The sequence below is a fragment of the Streptomyces sp. NPDC041068 genome, from assembly GCF_040647455.1.
Taxonomy (GTDB): Bacteria; Actinomycetota; Actinomycetes; order Streptomycetales; family Streptomycetaceae; genus Streptomyces.
Window position 1 is genome coordinate 67,899 of record NZ_JBEZCG010000029.1, and the last position, 21,637, is coordinate 89,535.

At 69.3% G+C, this 21,637-nt stretch carries 21 protein-coding genes and 1 pseudogene; 16 read left to right on the top strand and 6 right to left on the bottom strand.

The window, feature by feature from the left end; genetic code table 11:
• Nucleotides 1-130 precede the first annotated feature (130 nt).
• The 7 genes from AB0B50_RS41945 (at nucleotide 131) to pstB (ending at nucleotide 8,329) form a co-directional block, all read left to right on the top strand.
• Nucleotides 131-2,377 (top strand): RNA degradosome polyphosphate kinase, encoded by a 2,247-nt coding sequence (locus tag AB0B50_RS41945; RefSeq protein ID WP_362342466.1) that lies wholly within the window; start codon nucleotides 131-133, stop codon nucleotides 2,375-2,377.
• A 1-nt stretch (nucleotide 2,378) separates the two neighbouring features.
• Entirely contained in the window at nucleotides 2,379-3,503 is a 1,125-nt protein-coding gene (locus AB0B50_RS41950) for a CHAD domain-containing protein (protein ID WP_362342519.1), read from the top strand.
• The gene (locus tag AB0B50_RS41955; RefSeq protein ID WP_362342469.1) at nucleotides 3,500-3,958 is read left to right on the top strand and encodes an NUDIX hydrolase; all 459 of its coding nucleotides are present in this window, start codon (nucleotides 3,500-3,502) and stop codon (nucleotides 3,956-3,958) included. Before AB0B50_RS41950 ends, AB0B50_RS41955 begins: the two co-directional genes overlap by 4 nt.
• A gap of 194 nt (nucleotides 3,959-4,152) precedes the next feature.
• On the top strand, nucleotides 4,153-5,277 hold the full coding sequence (gene pstS, locus AB0B50_RS41960) for a phosphate ABC transporter substrate-binding protein PstS (RefSeq protein WP_362342471.1): 1,125 nt from the start codon (nucleotides 4,153-4,155) through the stop codon (nucleotides 5,275-5,277).
• A 119-nt stretch (nucleotides 5,278-5,396) separates the two neighbouring features.
• Nucleotides 5,397-6,419: a phosphate ABC transporter permease subunit PstC gene (gene pstC / locus AB0B50_RS41965; protein ID WP_362342474.1), complete on the top strand. Its 1,023-nt coding sequence runs from the start codon at nucleotides 5,397-5,399 to the stop codon at nucleotides 6,417-6,419.
• Nucleotides 6,416-7,498, top strand: a complete 1,083-nt coding sequence (gene pstA, locus AB0B50_RS41970) for a phosphate ABC transporter permease PstA (RefSeq protein WP_362342477.1) — start codon at nucleotides 6,416-6,418, stop codon at nucleotides 7,496-7,498. The genes pstC and pstA overlap by 4 nt, the downstream gene beginning before the upstream one ends.
• A 54-nt stretch (nucleotides 7,499-7,552) precedes the next feature.
• The gene (pstB, locus tag AB0B50_RS41975) at nucleotides 7,553-8,329 is read left to right on the top strand and encodes a phosphate ABC transporter ATP-binding protein PstB (protein WP_362342480.1); all 777 of its coding nucleotides are present in this window, start codon (nucleotides 7,553-7,555) and stop codon (nucleotides 8,327-8,329) included.
• Nucleotides 8,330-8,503: 174 nt separating this feature from the next.
• Here the strand turns inward: pstB and AB0B50_RS41980 are convergent, their stop codons facing one another.
• Both AB0B50_RS41980 and AB0B50_RS41985 read right to left on the bottom strand, forming a co-directional pair.
• Entirely contained in the window at nucleotides 8,504-9,502 is a 999-nt protein-coding gene (locus AB0B50_RS41980) for an inorganic phosphate transporter (RefSeq protein WP_362342483.1), read from the bottom strand.
• 9 nt (nucleotides 9,503-9,511) lie between these two features.
• The gene (locus AB0B50_RS41985; protein WP_055699552.1) at nucleotides 9,512-10,132 is read right to left on the bottom strand and encodes a DUF47 family protein; all 621 of its coding nucleotides are present in this window, start codon (nucleotides 10,130-10,132) and stop codon (nucleotides 9,512-9,514) included.
• 215 nt (nucleotides 10,133-10,347) lie between these two features.
• On the opposite strand from AB0B50_RS41985, the gene AB0B50_RS41990 reads away from it, so the two are divergent.
• A complete protein-coding gene (locus tag AB0B50_RS41990; RefSeq protein WP_362342486.1) occupies nucleotides 10,348-10,698 on the top strand; it encodes a metal-sensitive transcriptional regulator in 351 nt (116 codons plus the stop codon).
• A 249-nt stretch (nucleotides 10,699-10,947) separates the two neighbouring features.
• On the opposite strand, the gene AB0B50_RS41995 is transcribed toward AB0B50_RS41990, so the two are convergent.
• Both AB0B50_RS41995 and AB0B50_RS42000 read right to left on the bottom strand, forming a co-directional pair.
• Nucleotides 10,948-11,139: a hypothetical protein gene (locus AB0B50_RS41995; RefSeq protein WP_362342489.1), complete on the bottom strand. Its 192-nt coding sequence runs from the start codon at nucleotides 11,137-11,139 to the stop codon at nucleotides 10,948-10,950.
• Nucleotides 11,140-11,243: 104 nt separating this feature from the next.
• On the bottom strand, nucleotides 11,244-12,071 hold the full coding sequence (locus AB0B50_RS42000; RefSeq protein WP_362342491.1) for a hypothetical protein: 828 nt from the start codon (nucleotides 12,069-12,071) through the stop codon (nucleotides 11,244-11,246).
• Between the two features lie 140 nt (nucleotides 12,072-12,211).
• Here AB0B50_RS42000 and AB0B50_RS42005 point away from each other — a divergent pair, with 140 nt between their 5' ends.
• From AB0B50_RS42005 to AB0B50_RS42020, 4 genes and pseudogenes are all read left to right on the top strand, one after another.
• Nucleotides 12,212-12,367 carry a hypothetical protein gene (locus AB0B50_RS42005; protein WP_362342494.1) on the top strand — a complete coding sequence of 52 codons (156 nt, stop codon included), beginning with the start codon at nucleotides 12,212-12,214 and terminating at the stop codon, nucleotides 12,365-12,367.
• A gap of 71 nt (nucleotides 12,368-12,438) precedes the next feature.
• Entirely contained in the window at nucleotides 12,439-14,022 is a 1,584-nt protein-coding gene (locus AB0B50_RS42010) for an FAD-binding oxidoreductase (RefSeq protein WP_362342497.1), read from the top strand.
• Nucleotides 14,023-14,138: 116 nt separating this feature from the next.
• On the top strand, nucleotides 14,139-15,029 hold the full coding sequence (locus AB0B50_RS42015; protein WP_362342499.1) for a hypothetical protein: 891 nt from the start codon (nucleotides 14,139-14,141) through the stop codon (nucleotides 15,027-15,029).
• Between the two features lie 125 nt (nucleotides 15,030-15,154).
• Nucleotides 15,155-15,514: pseudogene (locus tag AB0B50_RS42020) on the top strand (sortase); the annotation flags it as partial.
• Between the two features lie 158 nt (nucleotides 15,515-15,672).
• Here AB0B50_RS42020 and AB0B50_RS42025 read toward each other — a convergent pair.
• A complete protein-coding gene (locus tag AB0B50_RS42025; protein WP_362342521.1) occupies nucleotides 15,673-16,386 on the bottom strand; it encodes a phosphatase PAP2 family protein in 714 nt (237 codons plus the stop codon).
• Nucleotides 16,387-16,633: 247 nt separating this feature from the next.
• Nucleotides 16,634-17,641, bottom strand: a complete 1,008-nt coding sequence (locus AB0B50_RS42030) for a bifunctional lytic transglycosylase/C40 family peptidase (protein WP_362342502.1) — start codon at nucleotides 17,639-17,641, stop codon at nucleotides 16,634-16,636.
• 156 nt (nucleotides 17,642-17,797) lie between these two features.
• Here AB0B50_RS42030 and AB0B50_RS42035 point away from each other — a divergent pair, with 156 nt between their 5' ends.
• From AB0B50_RS42035 to AB0B50_RS42050, 4 genes are all read left to right on the top strand, one after another.
• Nucleotides 17,798-18,433: an RNA polymerase sigma factor gene (locus AB0B50_RS42035; RefSeq protein ID WP_362342505.1), complete on the top strand. Its 636-nt coding sequence runs from the start codon at nucleotides 17,798-17,800 to the stop codon at nucleotides 18,431-18,433.
• The gene (locus AB0B50_RS42040) at nucleotides 18,430-19,530 is read left to right on the top strand and encodes a CU044_5270 family protein (RefSeq protein WP_362342507.1); all 1,101 of its coding nucleotides are present in this window, start codon (nucleotides 18,430-18,432) and stop codon (nucleotides 19,528-19,530) included. Before AB0B50_RS42035 ends, AB0B50_RS42040 begins: the two co-directional genes overlap by 4 nt.
• Nucleotides 19,531-19,720: 190 nt before the next feature.
• Nucleotides 19,721-20,386, top strand: coding sequence for a hypothetical protein (locus AB0B50_RS42045; protein ID WP_362342510.1), 666 nt, complete (start codon nucleotides 19,721-19,723; stop codon nucleotides 20,384-20,386).
• Nucleotides 20,383-21,426 carry a hypothetical protein gene (locus tag AB0B50_RS42050; RefSeq protein ID WP_362342513.1) on the top strand — a complete coding sequence of 348 codons (1,044 nt, stop codon included), beginning with the start codon at nucleotides 20,383-20,385 and terminating at the stop codon, nucleotides 21,424-21,426. Before AB0B50_RS42045 ends, AB0B50_RS42050 begins: the two co-directional genes overlap by 4 nt.
• The last annotated feature ends 211 nt before the right edge of the window (nucleotides 21,427-21,637 follow it).

Below are 21,637 nucleotides of genomic sequence, written 5' to 3' on the forward strand. Positions count from 1 at the left end.
CTCAATGCAGCCCGCCGTGCCCGACCCGTCCCCGGCGAACGGGAGCGCCTCCCCGAAGAACGGGAAGATCGTTCTCGCTCCCGCGCTCTCCGACGCGCCCATCGGCGTGCCCGCGCGGAAGAATGGCTCCATGAGCCAGCCGAACACGCAGGGACCGGTCCAGCACGCCCAGCCTTCCGTGGGTTCCATCGCCGCGCACCGGCCGCACACCATCGCGGCCACCGTCTCCGACCTCGACCCCGACATCGACGCCGATCTCGACGCGTACGACGAGGACGCCCAGGTCGGACACGACGGCGCCGAACTGCCACAGGGCCGCTTCCTGGACCGGGAGCGCAGCTGGCTCGCCTTCAACGAACGGGTCCTGGAGCTCGCCGAGGACCCGCACACCCCCCTCCTCGAACGGGCGAATTTCCTGGCGATCTTCGCCTCGAACCTGGACGAGTTCTTCATGGTCCGCGTCGCCGGCCTCAAGCGCCGCATCGCGACCGGCGTCGCCACCCGCTCGGCCTCCGGCCTGCAGCCCCGCGAGGTCCTCGAACTCATCTGGAACCGCTCCCGCGAGCTCATGGCCCGGCACGCCGCCTGCTACCAGGACGACGTCGCCCCCGGCCTCGCCGACGAGGGCATCCACCTGGTGCGCTGGCACGAGCTGACCGAGAAGGAGCAGTCCCGGCTCTTCACGCTCTTCCGGCAGCAGATCTTCCCCGTCCTGACGCCGCTGGCCGTGGACCCCGCGCACCCCTTCCCGTACATCTCGGGGCTCTCGCTCAACCTCGCCGTGGTCGTGCGCAACCCGGTCTCAGGACATCAGCACTTCGCACGTGTGAAGGTCCCGCCCCTGCTCTCCCGCTTCCTGGAGGCCTCCCCACAGCGGTACGTCCCCATAGAGGACGTCATCGCCGCGCCCGCGCACCTCCAGGAGCTCTTCCCCGGCATGGAGATCCAGGAGCACCACATGTTCCGGCTCACCAGGAACGAGGACCTGGAGGTCGAGGAGGACGACGCCGAGAACCTCCTCCAGGCCCTGGAGAAGGAGCTCATGCGGCGCCGCTTCGGCCCGCCCGTGCGCCTGGAGGTCGAGGAGTCCATCGACCCGAACATCCTCGGCCTGCTGGTGCGCGAGCTGAAGATAAGCGAGTCCGAGGTGTACCCGCTGCCGGGACCGCTCGACCTCACCGGCCTCTTCAGCATCGCCAAGCTGGACCGGCCGGAGCTGAAGTACCCCAAGTTCGTGGCGGGCACCCACCGCGACCTCGCCGAGGTCGAGTCGGCGTCCGCGCCCGACATCTTCGCTGCCCTTCGCGAACGCGACGTACTCCTGCACCACCCGTACGACTCGTTCTCCACCTCCGTGCAGGCGTTCCTGGAGCAGGCCGCCGCCGACCCGGACGTCCTCGCCATCAAGCAGACGCTGTACCGCACCTCGGGCGACTCCCCGATAGTGGACGCGCTGATCGACGCCGCGGAGTCCGGCAAGCAGGTCCTCGTCCTCGTCGAGATCAAGGCCCGCTTCGACGAGCAGGCCAACATCAAGTGGGCGAGGAAGCTGGAGGAGTCCGGCTGCCACGTGGTCTACGGCCTCGTCGGTCTGAAGACCCACTGCAAGCTCTCCCTCGTCGTACGCCAGGAGGGCGACGCCCTGGTCCGCTATTCGCACGTGGGCACCGGGAACTACCACCCCAAGACCGCCCGCCTCTACGAGGACCTCGGCCTGCTCACCTCCAACCCGGAGGTCGGCGCGGACCTCTCCGACCTCTTCAACCGCCTCTCCGGCTACTCCCGCCGGGAGACCTACCGCCGCCTGCTCGTGGCCCCCAAGTCCCTGCGCGACGGCCTCGTCTCCCGCATCAACAAGGAGATGCAGCACCACAGGGCGGGCCGCCCCGCCTACGTCCGCATCAAGGTCAACTCGATGGTCGACGAGGCGGTCGTCGACGCGCTGTACCGCGCGTCGCAGGCGGGCGTCGAGGTGGACGTGTGGGTGCGCGGCATCTGCGCGGTGCGCCCCGGTGTGGCGGGTCTGTCGGAGAACATCCGCGTACGCTCCGTACTCGGCCGCTTCCTGGAGCACTCCCGCGTCTTCGCCTTCGGCAACGGCGGCGAACCGGAGGTGTGGATCGGCAGCGCCGACATGATGCACCGCAATCTCGACCGCCGCATCGAGGCGCTGGTCAGGGTCCAGGACCCGGCGCACCGGGCGGCCCTCAGCCGGCTCCTGGAGACCGGCATGTCGGACACCACCGCCTCCTGGCACCTGGGCGCGGACGGCAACTGGACCCGCCACTCGGTGGACCCGGAAGGCCAGCCCCTGCGGAACGTACAGGAGATGCTCATAGACGCCCGGAGGCGCCGGCGTGGCACAGCAACACCATGAGATGACGACGGGTTCGGCGGGTACGGCGGGCGCCGCGGGGAAGGTCCTGGAGGCCTACCTCCAGGACCAGGCCACGGAGTTCCTCCGCTCCCTGCGGCTGCACCGCGAGTCCACGACGGACGCGCAGGGCGCCGAGGAGTCCCAGGAGGCGGCCCGCTCCCTGCGCCGCGCGGCCCGCCGCATCGGCGGCACCCTGCACACCTTCCGCCCGCTCCTGGACCAGGAATGGGCGGCCTCGCTGCGCCCCGAACTGGCCTGGCTGTCAGGCACGTTGGCCCAGGAACACGCGTACGCAACCCGCCTGACCCGCTTGCTGGACGCCCTGCACCGCTTGTCGGGCCCGACACCGGTGCCCGGCCCGGCGGAAGAACCGCAGACCCCTGCCGCTCCCGCCGTGGGCAGGCGTTCCGCAGGGCGAGGGGGGTCCCCCCTGCTCGAGCGAAGCCGAGAGCTTGGGGGAGGGTGGGCACAGCCCGAAGCCGCCAGGGGCGATACACCTGGCAGCACCCCGCGAGGCCTCACCGTCGGCGCGGCCAAGGCCGCAGCACTCCTGGAACGGCAACTCACCCTCGCCAGGACCCGCGCACATTCGACGGCACTGCAAGCCTTCGGCTCCTCCCGCTTCCACGCGGTAGCGGACAACGTGGCCGTACTGGCCAGCGAGGTCCCCCTCAGCAACGCCACGGACGACCTGAAACGCCTGGCCGCCAAGGCCGAGGCAGACCTCGCCGAAGCCGTCTCCGCGCTCCCCCTCGGCCAGGCGGGCCACCCGTACAACGCAGGCGCCCTCTCCCACGGCCTCGCCCCGACCGACACCGCCCCGGACGCCCAGGACGCCCCCTGGCTGAAGGTCCGCTCCCTGCTGCGCCTGCACCGCTACGCCCAGGAACTCCTGGACCTCGCACCCCCGGAGCCCCGCATCACAGAGGCGAGCCACGCCCTCGACCTGCACCGCGAGGCCGCCGCCGCAGCCGCGGCCGCGGCCCACGCGGCCCGCACCCCCCGCATCGCCCCGGCCACGGCGTACGCCCTCGGCGTGCTCCACGCCGACCAGCGCCACGAGGTCGAGGCGGCACGGTTCACCTTCCAACAGGCCTGGCTGCACGAGGCGGTGAGTACGCGGTGACGCACAACGAAGCACCCCGGAGCGATCAGGCGGCGGCCCAGGGCAAGCAGACCACCGTCCAGGCGGCAGGCTGCGTCCTGTGGCGCCGCTCGCCCATCGACGGCGAGCTGGAAATCTGCCTCGTCCATCGGCCCAAGTACGACGACTGGTCCCACCCGAAGGGCAAGCTGAAGCGCGGCGAGGACCCCCTGGACGGCGCCCTGCGCGAGGTCGAGGAGGAGACCGGGCACCGCTGCGCCCCCGGCGCCCGTCTGCCCACCGCCCGCTATCTCGCCCAGGGCCGCCCCAAGCAGGTCACCTACTGGGCCGCCGAGGCCGCCTCGGGCAGCTTCACGCCCAACAGCGAGGTCGACCGCATCCTCTGGCTCCCCCCGGCCGCGGCCCGCAACCGCCTCACCCAGCCCCGGGACCGCACGCTCGTGGACGCCCTGCTCAGCACACTTAACCTGGCGTAGTCGAGCCACTACGTTTCGTCACGCATTGTCTAACCAGGCCGACCGCCGAGGTTCACCCGCCGTTCACTCATGCCCATCGGCCGCTTCACCTGTCCTGCCTAATTTCGGCCTTACAACACGACGTAAGACCTCAACACGCAAGACATCGCACGCCGCCAGCAAAGGGTCGGCGGCTCCCGGAAGGAAGACCCGAAGTGAAGCTTCAGCGCAAGAACCGGCTCCGCGCCCTCTCCCTCGGCGCCATCGCCGTCTCCGGCGCCCTGGCCCTCACGGCGTGCGGCTCCGACGACACGAGCGGCGACGGCGGCGGCAAGGAGACCAACGCCAACGCCAACATCAAGTGCGATGACGCCAAGGGCCAGCTCGCCGCGTCCGGCTCCTCCGCGCAGAAGCCCGCGATCGACGCCTGGCGGAAGGTCTACACGGCCAACTGCAAGGACGTGCAGCTGAACTACAACCCGACGGGTTCGGGCGCCGGCATCACCGCGTTCCTGCAGGGCCAGACCGCCTTCGCCGGTTCCGACTCGGCGCTGAAGCCCGAGGAGATCGAGAAGTCGAAGAAGGTCTGCAAGGACAGCCAGGCCATCGACCTGCCCATGGTGGGCGGCCCGATCGCCATCGGCTACAACGTCCCCGGCGTCGACAACCTGACCCTGGACGCCAAGACCCTGGCCGACATCTTCAACGACAAGATCAAGACCTGGGACGACAAGGCGATCGCGAAGCTCAACCCCGACGTCAAGCTTCCCAGCACCAAGGTCCAGGCCTTCCACCGCTCCGACGAGTCGGGCACCACGGACAACTTCACCAAGTACCTGAAGGGCGCCGCCCCCAGCGCCTGGCCCTACGAGCCGGGCAAGCAGTGGGAGCCCAAGGGCGGCCAGTCCGCGAACGGCTCCTCCGGTGTCGCGAGCCAGGTGAAGCAGACCGCGGGCGCCATCTCGTACTTCGAGCTCTCCTACGCCGGTGACGGCATCAAGACCGTCGACCTGAAGACGGGCGCCAAGGAGCCGGTGAAGGCCACCGTCGACAACGCCTCCAAGGCCATCTCCGAGGCCAAGGTCGTCGGCAAGGGCAAGGACCTCGCCCTGGAGCTGAACTACAAGCCGACCGCCGAGGGCGCGTACCCGATCACCCTGGTGACGTACGAGATCGTCTGCGAGAAGGGCAACAAGGCGGAGACGCTGCCCGCCGCCAAGTCCTTCCTGAACTACATCGCCAGCGAGGACGGCCAGAACGTCCTCAAGGAGAACGACTACGCGCCGATCCCGGCCGAGATCATCGCCAAGGTCCGCTCCACCGTCGCGAGCCTGAGCTAGCTGAACCGAGTGCGGCCGGCCCCCCGTACGAAGCAAGGGGCCGGCCGCACCGTCCGGTGCACCGCCGCCACGGAGCGCCTGCGACACCCGCACGGCGTCTCCGCAGACCGGAGAACCCCATGGACATACCAAGCAATACGACCGCACCTCCCCCCGTAGACGACGCGCAGCCCGTGGCTCCCGTCAGCAAGGCAGCAGCCCGCGGCGCCACCCGCGCCGGCGACCGGATCTTCCTCGGGCTCTCCCGTGGCTCCGGCATCGTGCTCCTCGTGATCATGGGCGCCATCGCCGCCTTCCTCGCGTACCGCACGGCGCTCGCCCTCTCCGACAACACGGGCAACTTCCTCACCACCTTCGAGTGGGACCCGGCCGGTTCGACCACCGGCGGCAAGCCGTTCTTCGGCATCGCCGTCCTGGTCTTCGGCACCGTCGTGAGCTCGCTGATCGCCCTGGTGATCGCGGTTCCCGTCGCCATCGGCATCGCGCTCTTCATCTCGCACTACGCGCCGCGCAAGCTGGCCGCCCCCATCGCGTACGTGATCGACCTGCTGGCCGCCGTGCCCTCGATCGTCTACGGCCTGTGGGGCGCCCTCGTGGTCGCACCCAACCTCACCGGCCTCTACAGCTGGCTCGACGACTACTTCGGCTGGACCGGCATCTTCGAGTACCAGGGCGGCGCACCGCGCTCCCTGATGACCGTCGGAATCCTCCTCGCGATCATGATCCTGCCGATCATCACGAACGTGACCCGCGAGGTCTTCCTGCAGGTCCCGAAGATGCACGAGGAGGCCGCGCTGGCCCTCGGCGCCACGCGCTGGGAGGTCATCCGCATGTCGGTGCTGCCCTTCGGCCGCTCGGGCATCATCTCCGCCTCGATGCTGGGCCTCGGCCGCGCGCTCGGCGAGACGATCGCCGTCGCCACCGTGCTCTCCCCGACCTTCGTGATCCAGGCCTCCGTGCTCGACTACGGCGGCGGCACCTTCGCGCAGAACATCGCCAGCAAGTTCAACGAGGCGACCGAGTACGGCCAGGACGCGCTCATCGCCTCCGGCCTGGTCCTCTTCGTCATCACCCTGCTGGTCAACGGCGCGGCCCGCCTGATCATCGCGCGCCGCAAGGAGTACTCGGGGGCCAACGCATGAGCACCACGACACCCACCCCGTCCGGTCCGTCCCACCCCCTCGTCAAGCGCCCCTCGACGCTCAAGGCGGCCAGCCTCCCGCGCTGGTCCCCCGCGGCCGTCGCGCTCGGCTCCGCCGCCGTCGCCATCGGCATCGGCGCGGGCGCGGGCCTGGACAGCCGCATCCAGTGGGGCCTGATCGCCGCCCTCCTCTTCATCGTCGGGTCGTACGTCCTCGCGGTCGCCGTCGAGGGCACCCGCCAGGCCAAGGACCGCCTCGCCACCTCGATGGTGTGGGTCATGTTCCTGATGGCCGTCGTCCCGCTGGCCTCGCTGATCTACGAGACGTTGCAGCGCGGCATCAAGGTCTTCGACGTCTACTTCCTCACCCACTCGATGGGCGTCCTCTCCGACGACGAGACCGGCGGCGGCATCTACCACGCGATCATCGGCACCCTGGAGCAGGTGCTCCTGGCCTCCGTGATCGCCGTGCCGATCGGCCTGCTCACCGCGGTCTACCTCGTCGAGTACGGGCGCGGGAAGCTCGCCAAGACCGTCACGTTCTTCGTGGACGTCATGACCGGCATCCCCTCGATCGTCGCGGGCCTGTTCGTCCTCAGCTTCTGGATCCTGATCCTCGGCTTCGGCTACTCCGGCTGGGCCGGCGCCATGGCGCTCGCCATCCTGATGATGCCGGTGATCGTGCGCTCCACCGAGGAGATGCTCAAGCTCGTCCCGAACGAGCTGCGCGAGGCGTCACTCGCCCTCGGTGTGCCGAAGTGGCGGACCATCCTCAAGGTCGTCCTGCCCACCGCGATCGGCGGCATCACCACGGGCGTCATGCTCTCGGTGGCCCGCATCGCCGGCGAGACCGCTCCCGTCCTGCTCCTGGTCTGGGTGAACCCCATGATCAACACGAACCCGTTCGACGGCTCGCAGGGCTCGCTGCCGCTGTACATCTACCAGCAGTACGCGGCCGGCACCGACGCCTCGTACGACCGTGCCTGGGCGGCGGCCCTCGCCCTCATCGGCTTCATCATGATCCTCAACCTGGCGGCCCGCGGCGTAGCCCGCTGGAAGGCCCCCAAGACGGGCCGCTGACCGCGGCCACTCAGCGACCCTTCTCGTACATTCTCGAAAGAAGCAGTGATCCCCATGGCCAAGCGAATCGACGTATCGGGCCTGACCGCCTACTACGGCTCCCACAAGGCGATCGACGACATCTCGATGACCGTGGAGCCCCGCTCCGTGACGGCCTTCATCGGCCCGTCCGGCTGCGGCAAGTCCACCTTCCTGCGCACCCTGAACCGTATGCACGAGGTCACCCCCGGCGGCCGTGTCGAGGGCAAGGTGCTCCTGGACGACGAGGACCTCTACGGCAACGGCGTGGACCCGGTGGCCGTGCGCCGCACGATCGGCATGGTCTTCCAGCGCCCGAACCCGTTCCCCACGATGTCGATCTTCGACAACGTCGCCGCGGGCCTGAAGCTCAACGGTTCGTACAAGAAGTCCGAGCTGAACGACATCGTCGAGAAGTCCCTCAAGGGCGCGAACCTCTGGAACGAGGTCAAGGACCGTCTGAACAAGCCCGGCTCCGGCCTCTCCGGCGGCCAGCAGCAGCGTCTGTGCATCGCGCGGGCCATCGCGGTCGAGCCCCAGGTGCTCCTGATGGACGAGCCCTGCTCGGCCCTGGACCCCATCTCGACCCTCGCGATCGAGGACCTGATCGGCGAGCTGAAGGAGCGCTTCACGATCGTCATCGTGACGCACAACATGCAGCAGGCGGCCCGCGTCTCGGACCGCACCGCGTTCTTCAACCTCGCCGCCGTCGGCCAGCCCGGCAAGCTCGTCGAGATCGACGACACGGAGCGGATCTTCTCCAACCCGTCGGTGCAGGCGACCGAGGACTACATCTCGGGCCGCTTCGGCTGAGCCGGCCCCCGACTCCCCGCGGTGCTGCATGGCGGTGCCACCGCAGGGGCAACAAGAAGGGCCCGCCCCTGGCTCCCGGGGGCGGGCCCTTCCTACGTTTCCACGTTGCTGTACGCGACCCGAAGGGGCGCGGGGAACTGCGCGACCAGCCACGGCGGGCCCGCGGTCAAAGAGCTACAAGAACGCGAGATTCACGACCCAGAAGCTCAACGCGGCGACGATCGCCGCAGCCGGCATCGTGATGAACCACCCCAGGATGATGTTCTTGGCGACACCCCAGCGAACCGCGTTGACCCGCTTGGTCGCGCCCACACCCATGATCGCGGAGGTGATGACGTGAGTCGTCGAGATCGGCGCGTGGAACATGAACGCGGTCGTGAACATGATGCCCGCGCCGGTCGTCTCCGCGGCGAAGCCCTGCGGCGGGTCCAGCTCGATGATCTTGCGCCCGAGAGTCCGCATGATGCGCCAGCCACCCGCGTACGTACCGGCGGACAGCATCACCGCACAGGCGATCTTGACCCACACCGGAATCGGCGCGTCCGCGCTCTGCACGTCGGAGATGACCAGGGCCATCACCACGATGCCCATCGTCTTCTGCGCGTCCTGCAGACCGTGGCCGAGCGCCATGCCCGCCGCGGAGACCGTCTGCGCGATGCGGAAGCCTCGCTTGGCCTTGTGCGGGTTGGACTTGCGGAACATCCACATGATCGCGCACATCACCAGGTAACCGGCGACGAGGCCGACCACGGGCGACAGGAACATCGGGATGACGATCTTGTCGACGACCCCGGACCAGATGACGCCGATCCCGCCGGCGAGCGCCGCGCCGACCATGCCGCCGAACAGCGCGTGCGACGAGGACGAGGGAAGCCCGAAGTACCAGGTGATGAGGTTCCACACGATCGCGCCGATGAGCGCGGCGAAGAGGATCCACATCCCCTTGTCGCCGTGCGGGGTCTCGATGATCCCCTCACTGACGGTCTTGGCGACGCCGCTGCCCATGAAGGCACCGGCGAGGTTCATCACCGCGGCCATGGCGAGCGCCGCGCGAGGCGTCAACGCACGGGTGGAGACCGATGTGGCGATGGCGTTCGCGGAGTCGTGAAAGCCGTTCGTATACGTAAATCCGAGCGCGACGCCAATGGTCACGACCAAAGCAAAGGTGTCCATGGCGGGGCCTCAGGACTCCTTGACCGCGATGGTCTCCACAGTGTTCGCCACGTGCTCGAAGGCGTCGGCGGCCTCTTCCAGCACATCCACGATCTGCTTGAGCTTCAGCACCTCGATGGCGTCGTACTTGCCGTTGAAGAGGTGCGCGAGCAGCTTCCGGTGAATCTGGTCGGCCTGGTTCTCCAGGCGGTTGACCTCGATCCAGTACTCGGTGAGGTTGTCCATGGTCCGAAGGTTCGGCATGGCCTCGGCCGTCAGTTCGGCGGCCCGGGACAGGACCTCGATCTGCTGCTCGACGCCCTTGGGAAGCTCCTCGACCTGATAAAGGACGACCAGGTCGACGGCCTCCTCCATGAAGTCCATGATGTCGTCGAGGGACGACGCGAGGGAGTAGATGTCCTCGCGGTCGAACGGCGTGATGAAGGAGGAGTTCAGCTGGTGGAAGATCGCATGCGTGGCGTCGTCTCCCGCGTGTTCCGCGGCCCGCATACGCTCTGCGATCTCGGCCCGTGCGGACGAGTCCGCTCCGAGCAGTTCCATCAGGAGCTTCGAGCCCGTGACGATGTTGTCCGCGGATGCGGCGAACATGTCGTAGAAGCTCGTCTCCCTGGGGGTCAGACGAAAGCGCACGTGGGGTCCTCGGGGTGCTTTGGATGCGGTCAGGCTGATGCTAGGCGCATCATCCGGCCACGGCTAACCGGCCGCCCCCCAGTGTCGCCCATCAGGCACAGTGATCAGCACACCCCCCGAGAAATCGGCTATCATATACCCACCGGGGGTATATGGATCTGCAGAAATGCGGGAATGCCCGCAGTAGCTCCCACAACAGACAGAAGGAGGACGCGATGACGACCACCGAGGCGGCCGACGCGGCCACGACCCCGACCGAAGCGCCCTCCGACCACGCTCACGGCGTGCACGGCTACCACAAGCAGAAGGACGAGCACCTCAAGCGCCTGCGCCGCATCGAGGGCCAGATCCGTGGCCTGCAGCGCATGGTCGAGCAGGACGTCTACTGCATCGACATACTCACGCAGGTCTCGGCGAGCACGAAGGCCCTGCAGTCCTTCGCGCTCCAGCTCCTCGAGGAACACCTGCGGCACTGCGTGGCCGACGCGGCGGTCAAGGGCGGCACGGAGATCGACGCCAAGGTAGAGGAAGCGACGAAGGCGATCGCCCGCATGATGCGCACGTGACGCTCCGCTGAGGGGGGGCGGCGGGGCTACGGGGCTCGGCCCACGCCCCCGCCGGGCGCGGCTTCGTGTGACGCGGGATCTCTGCATGGCCCGCGTCGGATGCGTACCTCGTGCCCGCTCCGCGGGCTTTCCCCCACCCACCCGCCCACGATCCCTGCCCAAACTGGCGGGTGAGTGGGAAACATCGCCGCGAAGCGGCGTTCAGGTCCCCCCGAACGCACCGCAAGCAAAGGAACAACGACGGGACGACTAGCGACGGTCCTCGTCGACGCCGCCGTCATCCCGCCCGTCGGAGACCCTCAGCACCTCGTCGATCCGGTCGAAGCTCATCCGCTCGGCCGCGGCACTCGCCGCGATGATGAGGTCGCCGCACAGCTCGATCTCGGCGAGGGCGACGTGGTCCTGAACAGCCGTACCGCCACGCATCGGAGCCACGTTCATCACCTCTTCCTGACCCGTTCCTGCCGATACCGATTTCCTAGAGTAGGGAGCGGTCTACACAACGCGCATGGCACGGACGGACCATTTCCACCAGCCGTACGCGACTACTGCCCCGAAATCTTCCCGGCGAAGATGTCCTCGTCGGCCGGAAGTCGCACCTCCACGGGCGCCCCGAAGTCGTACAGCAGCGTGGTCGACGCCACGTTCGCCTCGGCCACGGCGAACTGCTGCCGCAGCTTCCGCACCCGCCCCCGCTCGTCGAGGTACACGTCGAACGGCACGCTCCCCTTGCTGAACCCTTTCGCCGCCGCAACCCCCAACGCACCGCGCTGACCTGCGGAGGCCGCCTTCGCCGCGGCCCGCAGGTCCGCAACCCCGCGATAGTGCCGCACCTCGGCGCCGCCGACCCGCTCGTCCCCCACGAACACCACCTTGCGCGCCCCGCGCAGCAGTTCCGCCGCCGCGAGGGGATCCGTCGCGCCGCCGGTGACGAGATTCCCGTCGGACAGCGAACGTGTCTCGATCCGCACCCACTTGTCGGACGGCACCCCGGCCCCGCGGTTCTTCATGAAGAGCGCCCCTGCGGAGAGGAGTTCGGTGATGGGCCGGTGCTCGTCGTCCCCCGCGGGGTCCTGCGGCAGCACCACCTCGAACCGCCCGATCTGCCGCTCGAAGTCGTAGACACCCTTGCCGCGGATGGTGACGCGCGTACCACCACTGGCCATCTCCATCGACGTACGCGCCTTGGAACTGCCCGCACGGACAAGGGAGTCGGCGGACCGCCGCACCACCTCCGTGGGGTCGCCGCCGTGAAGGCCGTCGGCCGCGGCACCGGTGTCCGAACAGCCGGCGGTGACGGCCACCAGCCCCGCCACCGCGACAGCGGCGACCGCCCCGCCCGTGCGCCCGTGCCGATGCAGCCGATGCACCATGGCCTGTCTACCCCCAAGCGTTGCCGCGCCTGTCGTTCCCCCCGTCGTTCCCCTAACGATCGGTACGTTGACCCGTCACGCGGACGAGTCCCCCATGGATCCGTCGGTGCCCGTTCACCCGGGCTCGGTACGGTGACGGCGTGGCCGATCAGCAAGCCCCCGCATCCCACCGCACAGCGACGGTCGAGAAGGGCCGTTTCGTCTCCGCCCACTGCACCTGCGGCTGGCGCGGTCCGGCCCGCAGGGCCCGCAGCAAGGCCCGCTCGGACGCGGCCGAGCACGAGGCGTCTCCCTAGCGGAACCTGTAGACGAGGAACCCGTCCGCCCCGCACACCGTCTCGTTCTGCGGGAAGCAACGGGAGGCGTCATGGAACGACGTACGTTCATCGGTACAACGGCGGCCACGCTGGCCGCGGCCGCGGTGGCGGGCTGCACGAGCGGCAGCGAAGCAGGGGCCGGTGCGCGCAGCAGCGGCACCGGCAGCAGCACCGGCACCGGCAGCAGCACCCCCATCAGGACGTCTAGCGCCGCCGCCTCCTCCCCCGCCACCCTCAAGGCCCTCGCCCGCGACCTGGACGGCAGCCTCGTACAGCCCGGCGAGGCCAAGTGGGCGGCGGCCCGCCAGCTGTACAACACGCGCTACGACGACCTGAAGCCCACCGCCGTCGCGTACGTCGCGCACACCGACGACATCCGCACCGCCCTCTCCTACGCCCGCGCCCACCGCACCCCGGTCGCGATCCGCAACGGCGGCCACTCGTACGCGGGTTGGTCCTCCGGCAACGGCCGGCTGATCATCGACGTATCGAAGCTCGGCAAGATACGGGCGAGCGGTGGCTCCGCGACCATCGGCGGCGGCGCCAAGCTCATCGACGTCTACCGCTCGCTCTCCGCGAAGGGCGTCACGATCCCCGCGGGCTCCTGCCCGACCGTCGGCATCTCCGGCCTCACCCTCGGCGGCGGCCACGGCGTGGTCTCCCGGGCGTACGGCCTGACCTGCGACAGCCTCACCTCCGCGAAGCTGATCACGGCGGACGGCAAGGAGCTCACCGCCTCCAAGTCCGAGAACAAGGACCTGTTCTGGGCGCTGCGCGGCGCGGGCAACGGCAACTTCGGCGTCGTCACCGAGCTGACCTACCGCACGCACGCCGCGCCCCAGGGCGTCTCCGCGTACATGACGTGGCCCTGGTCGAAGGCGGCCGCGGTCGTCAAGGCCTGGCAGGAGTGGGGCCCCGGCCAGCCGGACGAGATCTGGTCGTCCCTCCACCTGGCGAACACCCCGGGCGGCACCCCGAACGTCTCCGTGGCCTGCTTCTCGCTCGGCACGTACGGCGAGCTGCAGAACGCCGTCGACCGCCTCGCCGACAAGATCGGGGCGCCCGCGCGCAGCGTCTCCCTGAAGCGGCGTACGTACGAGGAGTCGATGGAGGTCTACGCGGGCTGCTCCTCCTTCGCCTCCGACGCCCAGTGCCACCTCCCCGGCGCGACGCCGGGCCGCAGCCCGCAGGGCGCCCTCAACCGCGAGACATACGCGGCCAGTTCGGACTTCTTCGACCGTTCCCTGTCGGCGGCGGGCATCCGCGCGCTGCTCTCGCAGGTCGAGAACGTGACGGGCGCGAGCGCGGGCAGCATCGCGCTCACCGCGCTCGGCGGCGCGATCAACCGCGTCGACCCGACGGCGACGGCCTTCGTGCACCGCCGCTCGCGGATGCTCGCGCAGTACATCGCGTCCTGGCGCGCGGGCACCTCCGGCAAGCCGGCCCAGTCCTGGCTGAAGAAGGCCCATACGGCGATGGGGCGGTACGCCTCCGGCGCGGCCTACCAGAACTACGCCGACCCGACGCTGACGAACTGGCGCACGGCGTACTACGGAGACGCGGCCCCGCGCCTGAAGAAGCTGAAGAAGCAGTACGACCCCGGACGCTTCTTCGACTTCCCCCAGGCGCTGTAGCCCCCTCGGTCGCCGCAGCCCCGACCGCCCCCATACGGCCGACATCGCAACCCGTTCGGCCCCGCCCGACACGCCCTCAGGTGGCCCACCCCGCTGGACAGCGCTGGCCTGAGGGCATGACCCCGCCCCACAGCACGCCCCGAATAGCCGCCGTCACCGCGACGGCGGCCGCAGCTCTCGTCCTCGGCCTGGCAGGCCCCGCCGCCGCCCTGGACAAGCCCACCGAGCCCGGCCGGCTGACCCTCGTCGACACCCCGAAGGGCAAGGCCCTGGCCGACAAGGACGGCAACCCGCTCTACACGCGCGACGCCGACAAGGCCGACACCCCCGACTGCACCGGGGAGTGCGCCACGAACTGGCCCGCCGCGATCGGCTACCCCACCAAGGCCGACGACGTCACGGGCCAGACCGCCCAGACCGAGGACAACGCCCAGAACGCCGACCAGCCCCAGGTCATCTACGAGACCCGCCCCCTCTACTACTTCAAGAACGACGAGAAGGGGCAGGACCCCAAGGGCCAGGACGTCGAGGGCTGGAGCCTGCTGGGCGCGGACGGCAAGGAACTGGGCGGGGGTGGCTCGGGCGACTCCACGGACGAGTCGGCGTCCCCCGAGGCATCCCCGTCGTCCTCGCCGGAGGAATCCCCGGATTCGTCCGCGTCCCCGGCCGAGTCGCCGACCATGCTCCCCTCACCGACGAAGCCGCACGCCAAGAAGTCCCCGGACTCGGACTCGGACTCGGACGCGGGCACGGGCACGGGCACGGGAACGGGAACGGGAACGGGGACGGGTAAGGACACCGGCACCGGCATGGACTCCGGCGCCCTCGATGCCACCCCCTCCGGCGCGGCCCGAGGCGGTGCCGTGCACGCGACGGCCGCCGATGAGCACCCCGAGGCAGGCCCGCTCGCCGTCGCCTCCGCGGGCGTCGCGGGAGCCGCGGCCGCCGCCGGCTTCTGGCTGCTGCACCGCCGCCGGACCCGCGGCACCGGGGCGGAGCACCGCTGAGCCGCGCCCTGCGGCGCACGGTGACGCCCCTGCTGCTCGCGGCGGCCGCGCTCCTCGCGGCGGCACCTTCCGTGGGCGTCGGGACACCGGGCCGAGGGGAGCGCGTACGCATCCCCTCGATCGGCGTGGACGCCGCCCTCCTGCCGGTCGGCCTCGACCGGCAGGGCGCCCTCGAGGTCCCGTCGTACCGGGACGCCCTGAAGGTCGGCTGGTACACCCTGGGCCCGCGCCCAGGAGCCCGGGGCCCCGCAGTCCTGGTGGGCCACCGGGACGCGCCCGCCGAGCCGGGCGGCAAGGGTTACAGGGACGCCGTGTTCGCCCGCCTGGACCGGCTGCGCCCCGGTGCCCGCATCGAGACGACGACGGCTGCGGGGCGGCGTACGACGTTCGAGGTGACGGCAGTCGACACGTACCGCACGACGGCCTTCCCCACGGCGAAGGTCTACGCCCCCACCACCGACCCCCAACTCCGCCTGCTGACCTGTGGGGGCCGCATCGGCAAGGACGGCCACTGGGACTCGAACGTCGTGGTGACCGCCCGAAGAACACCGCCGAGGGCAGCGCCCCGTCAAGGGGCGCGGGGAACTACGCGCCCAGCCACGACGCACCCGCACCTGATGGACCGCACACCCCAGCGGAGCGCCTACGCGGCGAGATCCCTCTCGTCCGGGTCGGCCGAGGCGGCAGGCGACGGCTTCGTCTCGCTCAACGGCGCGGCGACAGGGCCCACTTTCCGGTCCCACACCAGCCACCCCACGCGACCGGACCGGCCGATCGCCTTGGTGAGCGGGGTGAGCAGGGCCATGGCGAGCGGTGAGAGGAGCAGGGCGACGGCGGTGCCGAGCGCGAAGCCGCCGACGACGTCCGTCGGGTAGTGCACGCCCATGAAGACCCGGCAGAAGCCTTCCAGGGCGGCGAGCCCGATGCCGATGAGCCCGAACTTCCGGTTGGCGACGAAGAGTCCGGCGCCCATGGCCATGGCGAGCGTGGCGTGGTCGCTGACGAAGGAGTAGTCGGTCTTGCCGTCGAGGAGCAGCTCGATGCCCTGGTGGTCGTGGAAGGGACGCGGTCGCTCGACGAAGCCCCGGATGGGGATGTTCACGAGCACCGCGATACCCGCGGCCAGCGGCGCCCAGACGACGGCGGCGACGGACGAGGCGGCGTCGTCGAGGGTGCCGCGCTTGCGCTGGCCCCACCAGCACCACACCACGAGGAGCACGAGGGCGAGCAGCAGACCGTACTCCCCGACGAACGTCATGACGCCGTCGAACCAGGACGGGGTGTCCTTCGCCAGGCCGTTGATGTCGTAGAGCAGGCCGACATCGGGGTTCGACCCGGATTCGTCGAGTCCAGCCATGGCGCTGCGGCCCCTTGTCTTCTCGCCCATGGGCGCACCTTTCTGTGCGCCCGTTCCATCAACCCCCGTGGTCGGTCCAGTCAAGGGAACGCGCAGTCCCCTCTCCTACGTTCCACTCTCCACCGAAAGATCACGCAGACGTTATCGAAGAGAGATACATCGCCGCAGCTCAGGGGAGTGTGCTAACGGAGGGTTCAAGCCACATCACACCCCGCGTACACCCTTCACGCGCCCCTCGCGAGCCCTCTCAGACCTCTGTCGGCTTGGCGGGGACGGCCTTCGCCCCGTCCTTCGTGACTCGAGTCGCGCCAAAATAATCGGGGGTGTCGATCGGGTCGAAACGGATCACGGCGCCGGGCCGCGGAGCGTTGATCATGTATCCCCCGCCGACATAGATCCCGACGTGCCGGATGGCCCGCGAGTTGGTGAGGTCGTCCGAGAAGAACACCAGGTCACCCGGCAGGAGTTCGTCCCGCTTGGGGTGCGGACCCACGTTGTACTGGTCGTTGGCGACGCGCGGCAGGGTGATGCCGACGGAGCGGTAGGCGGCCAGGGTGAGGCCGGAGCAGTCGAAGCGGCCGTTCTGCTCGGGGGTGCCGTTGCCGCCCCACAGGTAGAGGGTGCCGAGCTTCTTCTGGGCGTAGTAGATGGCGCCGGCCGCCTGACGCGAGGGCTCCACGCGGCCCACGGGCCTGGCGAAGCTCTTCGACAGATCCGTGATCGTCTTCACGTAGTTCTGGGTCTCGCGGTAGGGCGGCACACCGCCGTACTTGATGACGGCGTACGCCCCCGCGTTGTAGGCGGCGAGCATGTTCTTGGTCGGGTCCCCGGGGGCGTCCTTCACGTACCCGGCGAGCTTGCAGTCGTAGGAGGCCGCGGACGGGATGGCGTCCTCCGGATCCCAGACGTCACGGTCGCCGTCCCCGTCCCCGTCGACACCGTGGGCGGCCCAGGTCCCGGGGATGAACTGCGCTATCCCCAGCGCTTTGGCCGGGCTCTTGGCGCGCGGGTTGAACCCGCTCTCCTGATACAACTGGGCCGCGAGCAGCGCGGGATTGATGGCTTTGCACAGATTGCCCCACTTCTGTACGAGGGGCTGATAGGTCGCGGGCACGGCGCCCTTGGCGAGCCCGACGGATCCGCCGCTGCCGCCCGCGATGCTTCCCGCGGCCATGTACGTCCCGACGACGAGCAGCGCGATGAAGCTGAGGGCTCCGCCGATCCCGACGGACGCGACCAGCCACGCCTTACGCACCGTCAACCACCCCTCACCCACCGGCAGTCCGCCGGAGTCAGTGTAGAGGCCCCGTGCGACAGTGACAGGGACCAATCAGGGATCAATCAGGGATTGATCCACGAGAAAACTTCCCCGAATCCGGGAACCGCCCCTCCCCCGCGGACAACACCTCACGTGACGTACTCATTCTCATTGCACGCCCGGATCAGGGACGGGGACCCGGAGGCGTTCCGCGAGCTGTTCCGCGACCACTCCCCGCTGGTCTACCGGCACGCGCTGCGCGTGAGCGGCGACTGGGCGACGGCGGAGGACGTGGTCTCGCTGACGTTCCTGGAGGCGTGGCGGCTGCGCGGAAAGCTGCGGGACGAGGGCGACAGCCCACGCCCCTGGCTGATGGGCATCGCCGTGAACGTCCTGCGCAACACCTCCCGCGCCGCGCGCCGCTACCGCAACGCGGTGGACCGCGTGCCCGCCGCGGACACCGTCCCCGACTTCGCCGACGAACTGGTCGGCCGCATGGCGGACGCCGACCAGCTGGCCGCCGCACAGGCGGCCCTGAAGCGGCTGCGGCGCGGCGAGCGCGAGGTGTTCACGCTGTGCGTCTGGTCGGGCCTCGGCTACGCGGAGACGGCACAGGCCCTGGGCGTGGCGGTGGGCACGGTGCGCTCGCGCCTGTCGCGAGCGAGAACGCGCCTGCGGAAGCTGACGCAGGAGGAGCTGACGAAGAACAGGGAACTGCCGCAAAGGGCCGGACAAGTACAGGTTGACCGCGTAGAGGCGGTCAGGTCGGAGAGGGAGGGAAACGAATGACACGCATGCTGCGCACTCCGTGGAGCCGCTGCCGCAGGTCGCGCCAAGAGCCGCTGGACCACGTGGAGTTGGCCCGGCTGCTGCCGGCGCCGGCCGACCCGGCCCTCCCGCCCGACCGCCAATTCCTGCTCGAAAGGCACCTGATGACTCACATCCAGCGGCAGACGGGCCCCTCGACCCCGGAGTTCCCCGCCCCGCCCGCGGGCCCGCGACCGCGCCCGCTGCGCCGCGCGCTGTTCATCGGCGTCCCGGTCACGGCGGCGACGCTGGCCGTGGTGATCGGCGTGAACATGGTCGGCGGCAGCACGGGCGGCGGAGGACAGGACGGCGGCCCGAGCGAGATCGCCCCCGTGGTCCAGCTGGAGCCGGGCAACGCCAGGACGGTCTCCACGGTCGCGAAGAAGGCGTCCCACGCGGCGGAGACCCAGAACCTGACCGCACCCCGTCAGGACCAGTACATCTACGTGAAGAGCAAGGTCTCGTACCTCTCGATCGACGTGAACGTGGACACGAACACCACAAAGACCATGGTCCAGAAGCTGCACCCGCGCGAGGTCTGGAACTCCCCCGACGGCCTCAGGGGCTGGCTGTTCGAGCCCGGCTTCCAGCCCGATGAGGGCATCACGCTCGACGGCGACGTGGAGGGCTGGTCGTACAACAAGGTGAGCAAGCTGCCCACCGACACGGACGCGCTCCTCAAGAAGATCTACGCCGACTACAGCGGTGAGGGCGACCGCGACCAGCAGGCCTTCGACACGATCAGCGACATGATCTCCGAACAGCTGGCCCCGCCGAAGGTCAGCGCGGCGCTGTACCGCGCGGGGGCGAAGATCCCCGGCGTGGTCGTGGTGGACCACGCCAAGGACGCGGCGGGCCGCTCGGGCATCGCCCTGGCCCGCATGGACGAACAGACCGGCGAACGCACGGAGTGGATCTTCGACAAGAAGACGTACGAATACCTGGGCAGCCGGGGAGTCCAGGTGAAGGCGGCGGGCGGAGTGAAGCCGGGCACGGTGGTGGAACGCACGGCGATCCTTGACCGCGAGATCGTCGACGAGAAGAAGTCCCGGACGCCGGCGAGGGGGAAGTCGGCGTAACTCCGACCGGGAGCAGCGCCGTCCTGGCGTTGCGCGATGGATACAAGCCAAGTGTGATCGGCGGCAGGCCGAAAGAAGCGGTTTTGCTCATGTACGTGCCAGTGCTCGCCACCCCTGCCGCTGGTATCGGCCATGCCTCCTGGATAGCTTGGTTCACTCCAGCGAACCCTCGTCCCACCAGGAGCCGACCGTGAACCGCCGCCCCGCACTGCTCGCCGCGGCCGCCTTGACAGCGGCCGCGGCCCTGTCCCTCTCCGCCTGCGGAGGAAGCGACGGGGACTCCAAGGACAACGAGAAGATCGCGGGCGCGGACCAGGGAGCGGAGAAGAAGGAGTCCCCGTCCCCGAAGGCGTCGGACGACGGGATCGACCGGCCGGAGATCAAGCTGCCGAAGGACGTGGACAACGTCTTCGAGGGAGCCAAGACCGGAGATCCGAAGAAGGACGCGGTGCTGGCAGACAACGAGCGTTGGCTCGACGCTCTGATCGAGGCCACGGTTGTCGTCGATGCCAAGGACCATCCGGCGCTGAAGTTCTACGGATCGGGCGACGCCCTGTTGTCGGCGGCGGACTACATCCAAGGGTTCCGGAAGAAGGACTCCAGTTTCATCGGGTCTATTCGGTACTACGACCGTCAGGTCACCTTCCTCAAGGATGGCGTCGCAGCGGTGTCGTACTGCCAAGACGGCACCAAGACGTATCCCAAGGACCTCAAGTCCGGGAAGGTCAACCGATCCATCCCTGAATCGGAGGCCGATTACGGCTTCTACAACACCCGCGTGAGGAAGAACGCCAAGGGCGTCTGGCAGACGGAGTCTGTCACGTACGTGAAGGAGGCGGTCAAGAAGTGCATGTGAGCGCGCCGAAGTCGTCCGCCCGCTGGACCGCTCCTGTTCTCGCCACAGTTATGGCGCTGCTCCCTGGTACCGCCTACGCCGCCGGAGGCAACACCGACGGAGGGGGAAACGTCGCGGACAGCCAGCAGTCGAAGGGCACCCGCCAAGACAAAAACCTCGGCATCGAGACAAAGATCCAGACGACGGTCGAGGGCAGCCCGCAGTCCACGAAGACCGGCACCCTCACCCCCGCCAACTCCAACTGGGACCCACCGGCCTGCTGGTACGAGCCCGCCTACACCCCGAAGCAGATCGAGGCCACGGTCAAGGCGATCCGGCAGATGAAGTTCTTCGGGATCGGCGACATGGTGGGCGGGGTCTTCGACTCGTACTTCAAGGATGGCAACCCCTACAAGGACTACAACCTCGACAAGCAGGGCGAGGGACAGTTCTGGGCGGCGGCCGTAGACGACGACCGCAAGGACGAGCCCGAGGCTCAGGCCTGCGACAAGCTGCCGTTCTGGGTGGAGGACGGAGAGACCCCGGACGAGCCGCTCGCGGTCTCCCCCCGGATCCTCGCCGAGTACGCCTACGGCCAGATCCCGGTCCCGGACACCAAGATCGAGATGGCGCCCGAGGGTGAGACGAAGGTCAACCTGCCGACCTGGGTATGGCTGGACAAGGCGAAGTTCAAGAAGATCTCGGTGACCGCGACCCTGCCGGGAACGGGCCTGTCCGCGACGACGACCGCGGAGCCGGTCTCCCTGAAGCTCGAACCGGGCACATCGGATGCCGAGACGTACCCCGCCTCCGGCGAGTGCCTGATCGAGGGCGGCCGCATCGGCGAGCCCCGCGCCAAGGGCACACCGGCGGACACGGACCCGCCGTGCGGCGTGAAGTATCTGCGGTCCTCCGCCGATAGTCCGTACGAGCTCCAGGCGACCATCACTTGGAGGGTCAAGTGGACGAGCACCAACGGACAGGGCGGCGGCCTGCCTCCGGGTGAGTTCGGTGGGGCCCAGGACGTCGTCGTACGCGAGATTCAGTCCATCAACCGCTGAACGCGGCAACGCTCGGAAGCCAGAAAGACAACATGAGCGACTTACGACTCGACGGGACGGTCTTCGAGAACCTCAAGAAGACGTTCTCGTCGGTGAGCGACCGCATGGACGCAGCGCGCCGCACCCTGAAGAACACCGACGGCTCGGTCGTCGGCACCGGGAAACTCGCCGAAGACGTCCAGGAGTTCGCCGACGAGTGGGGCTACGGCGT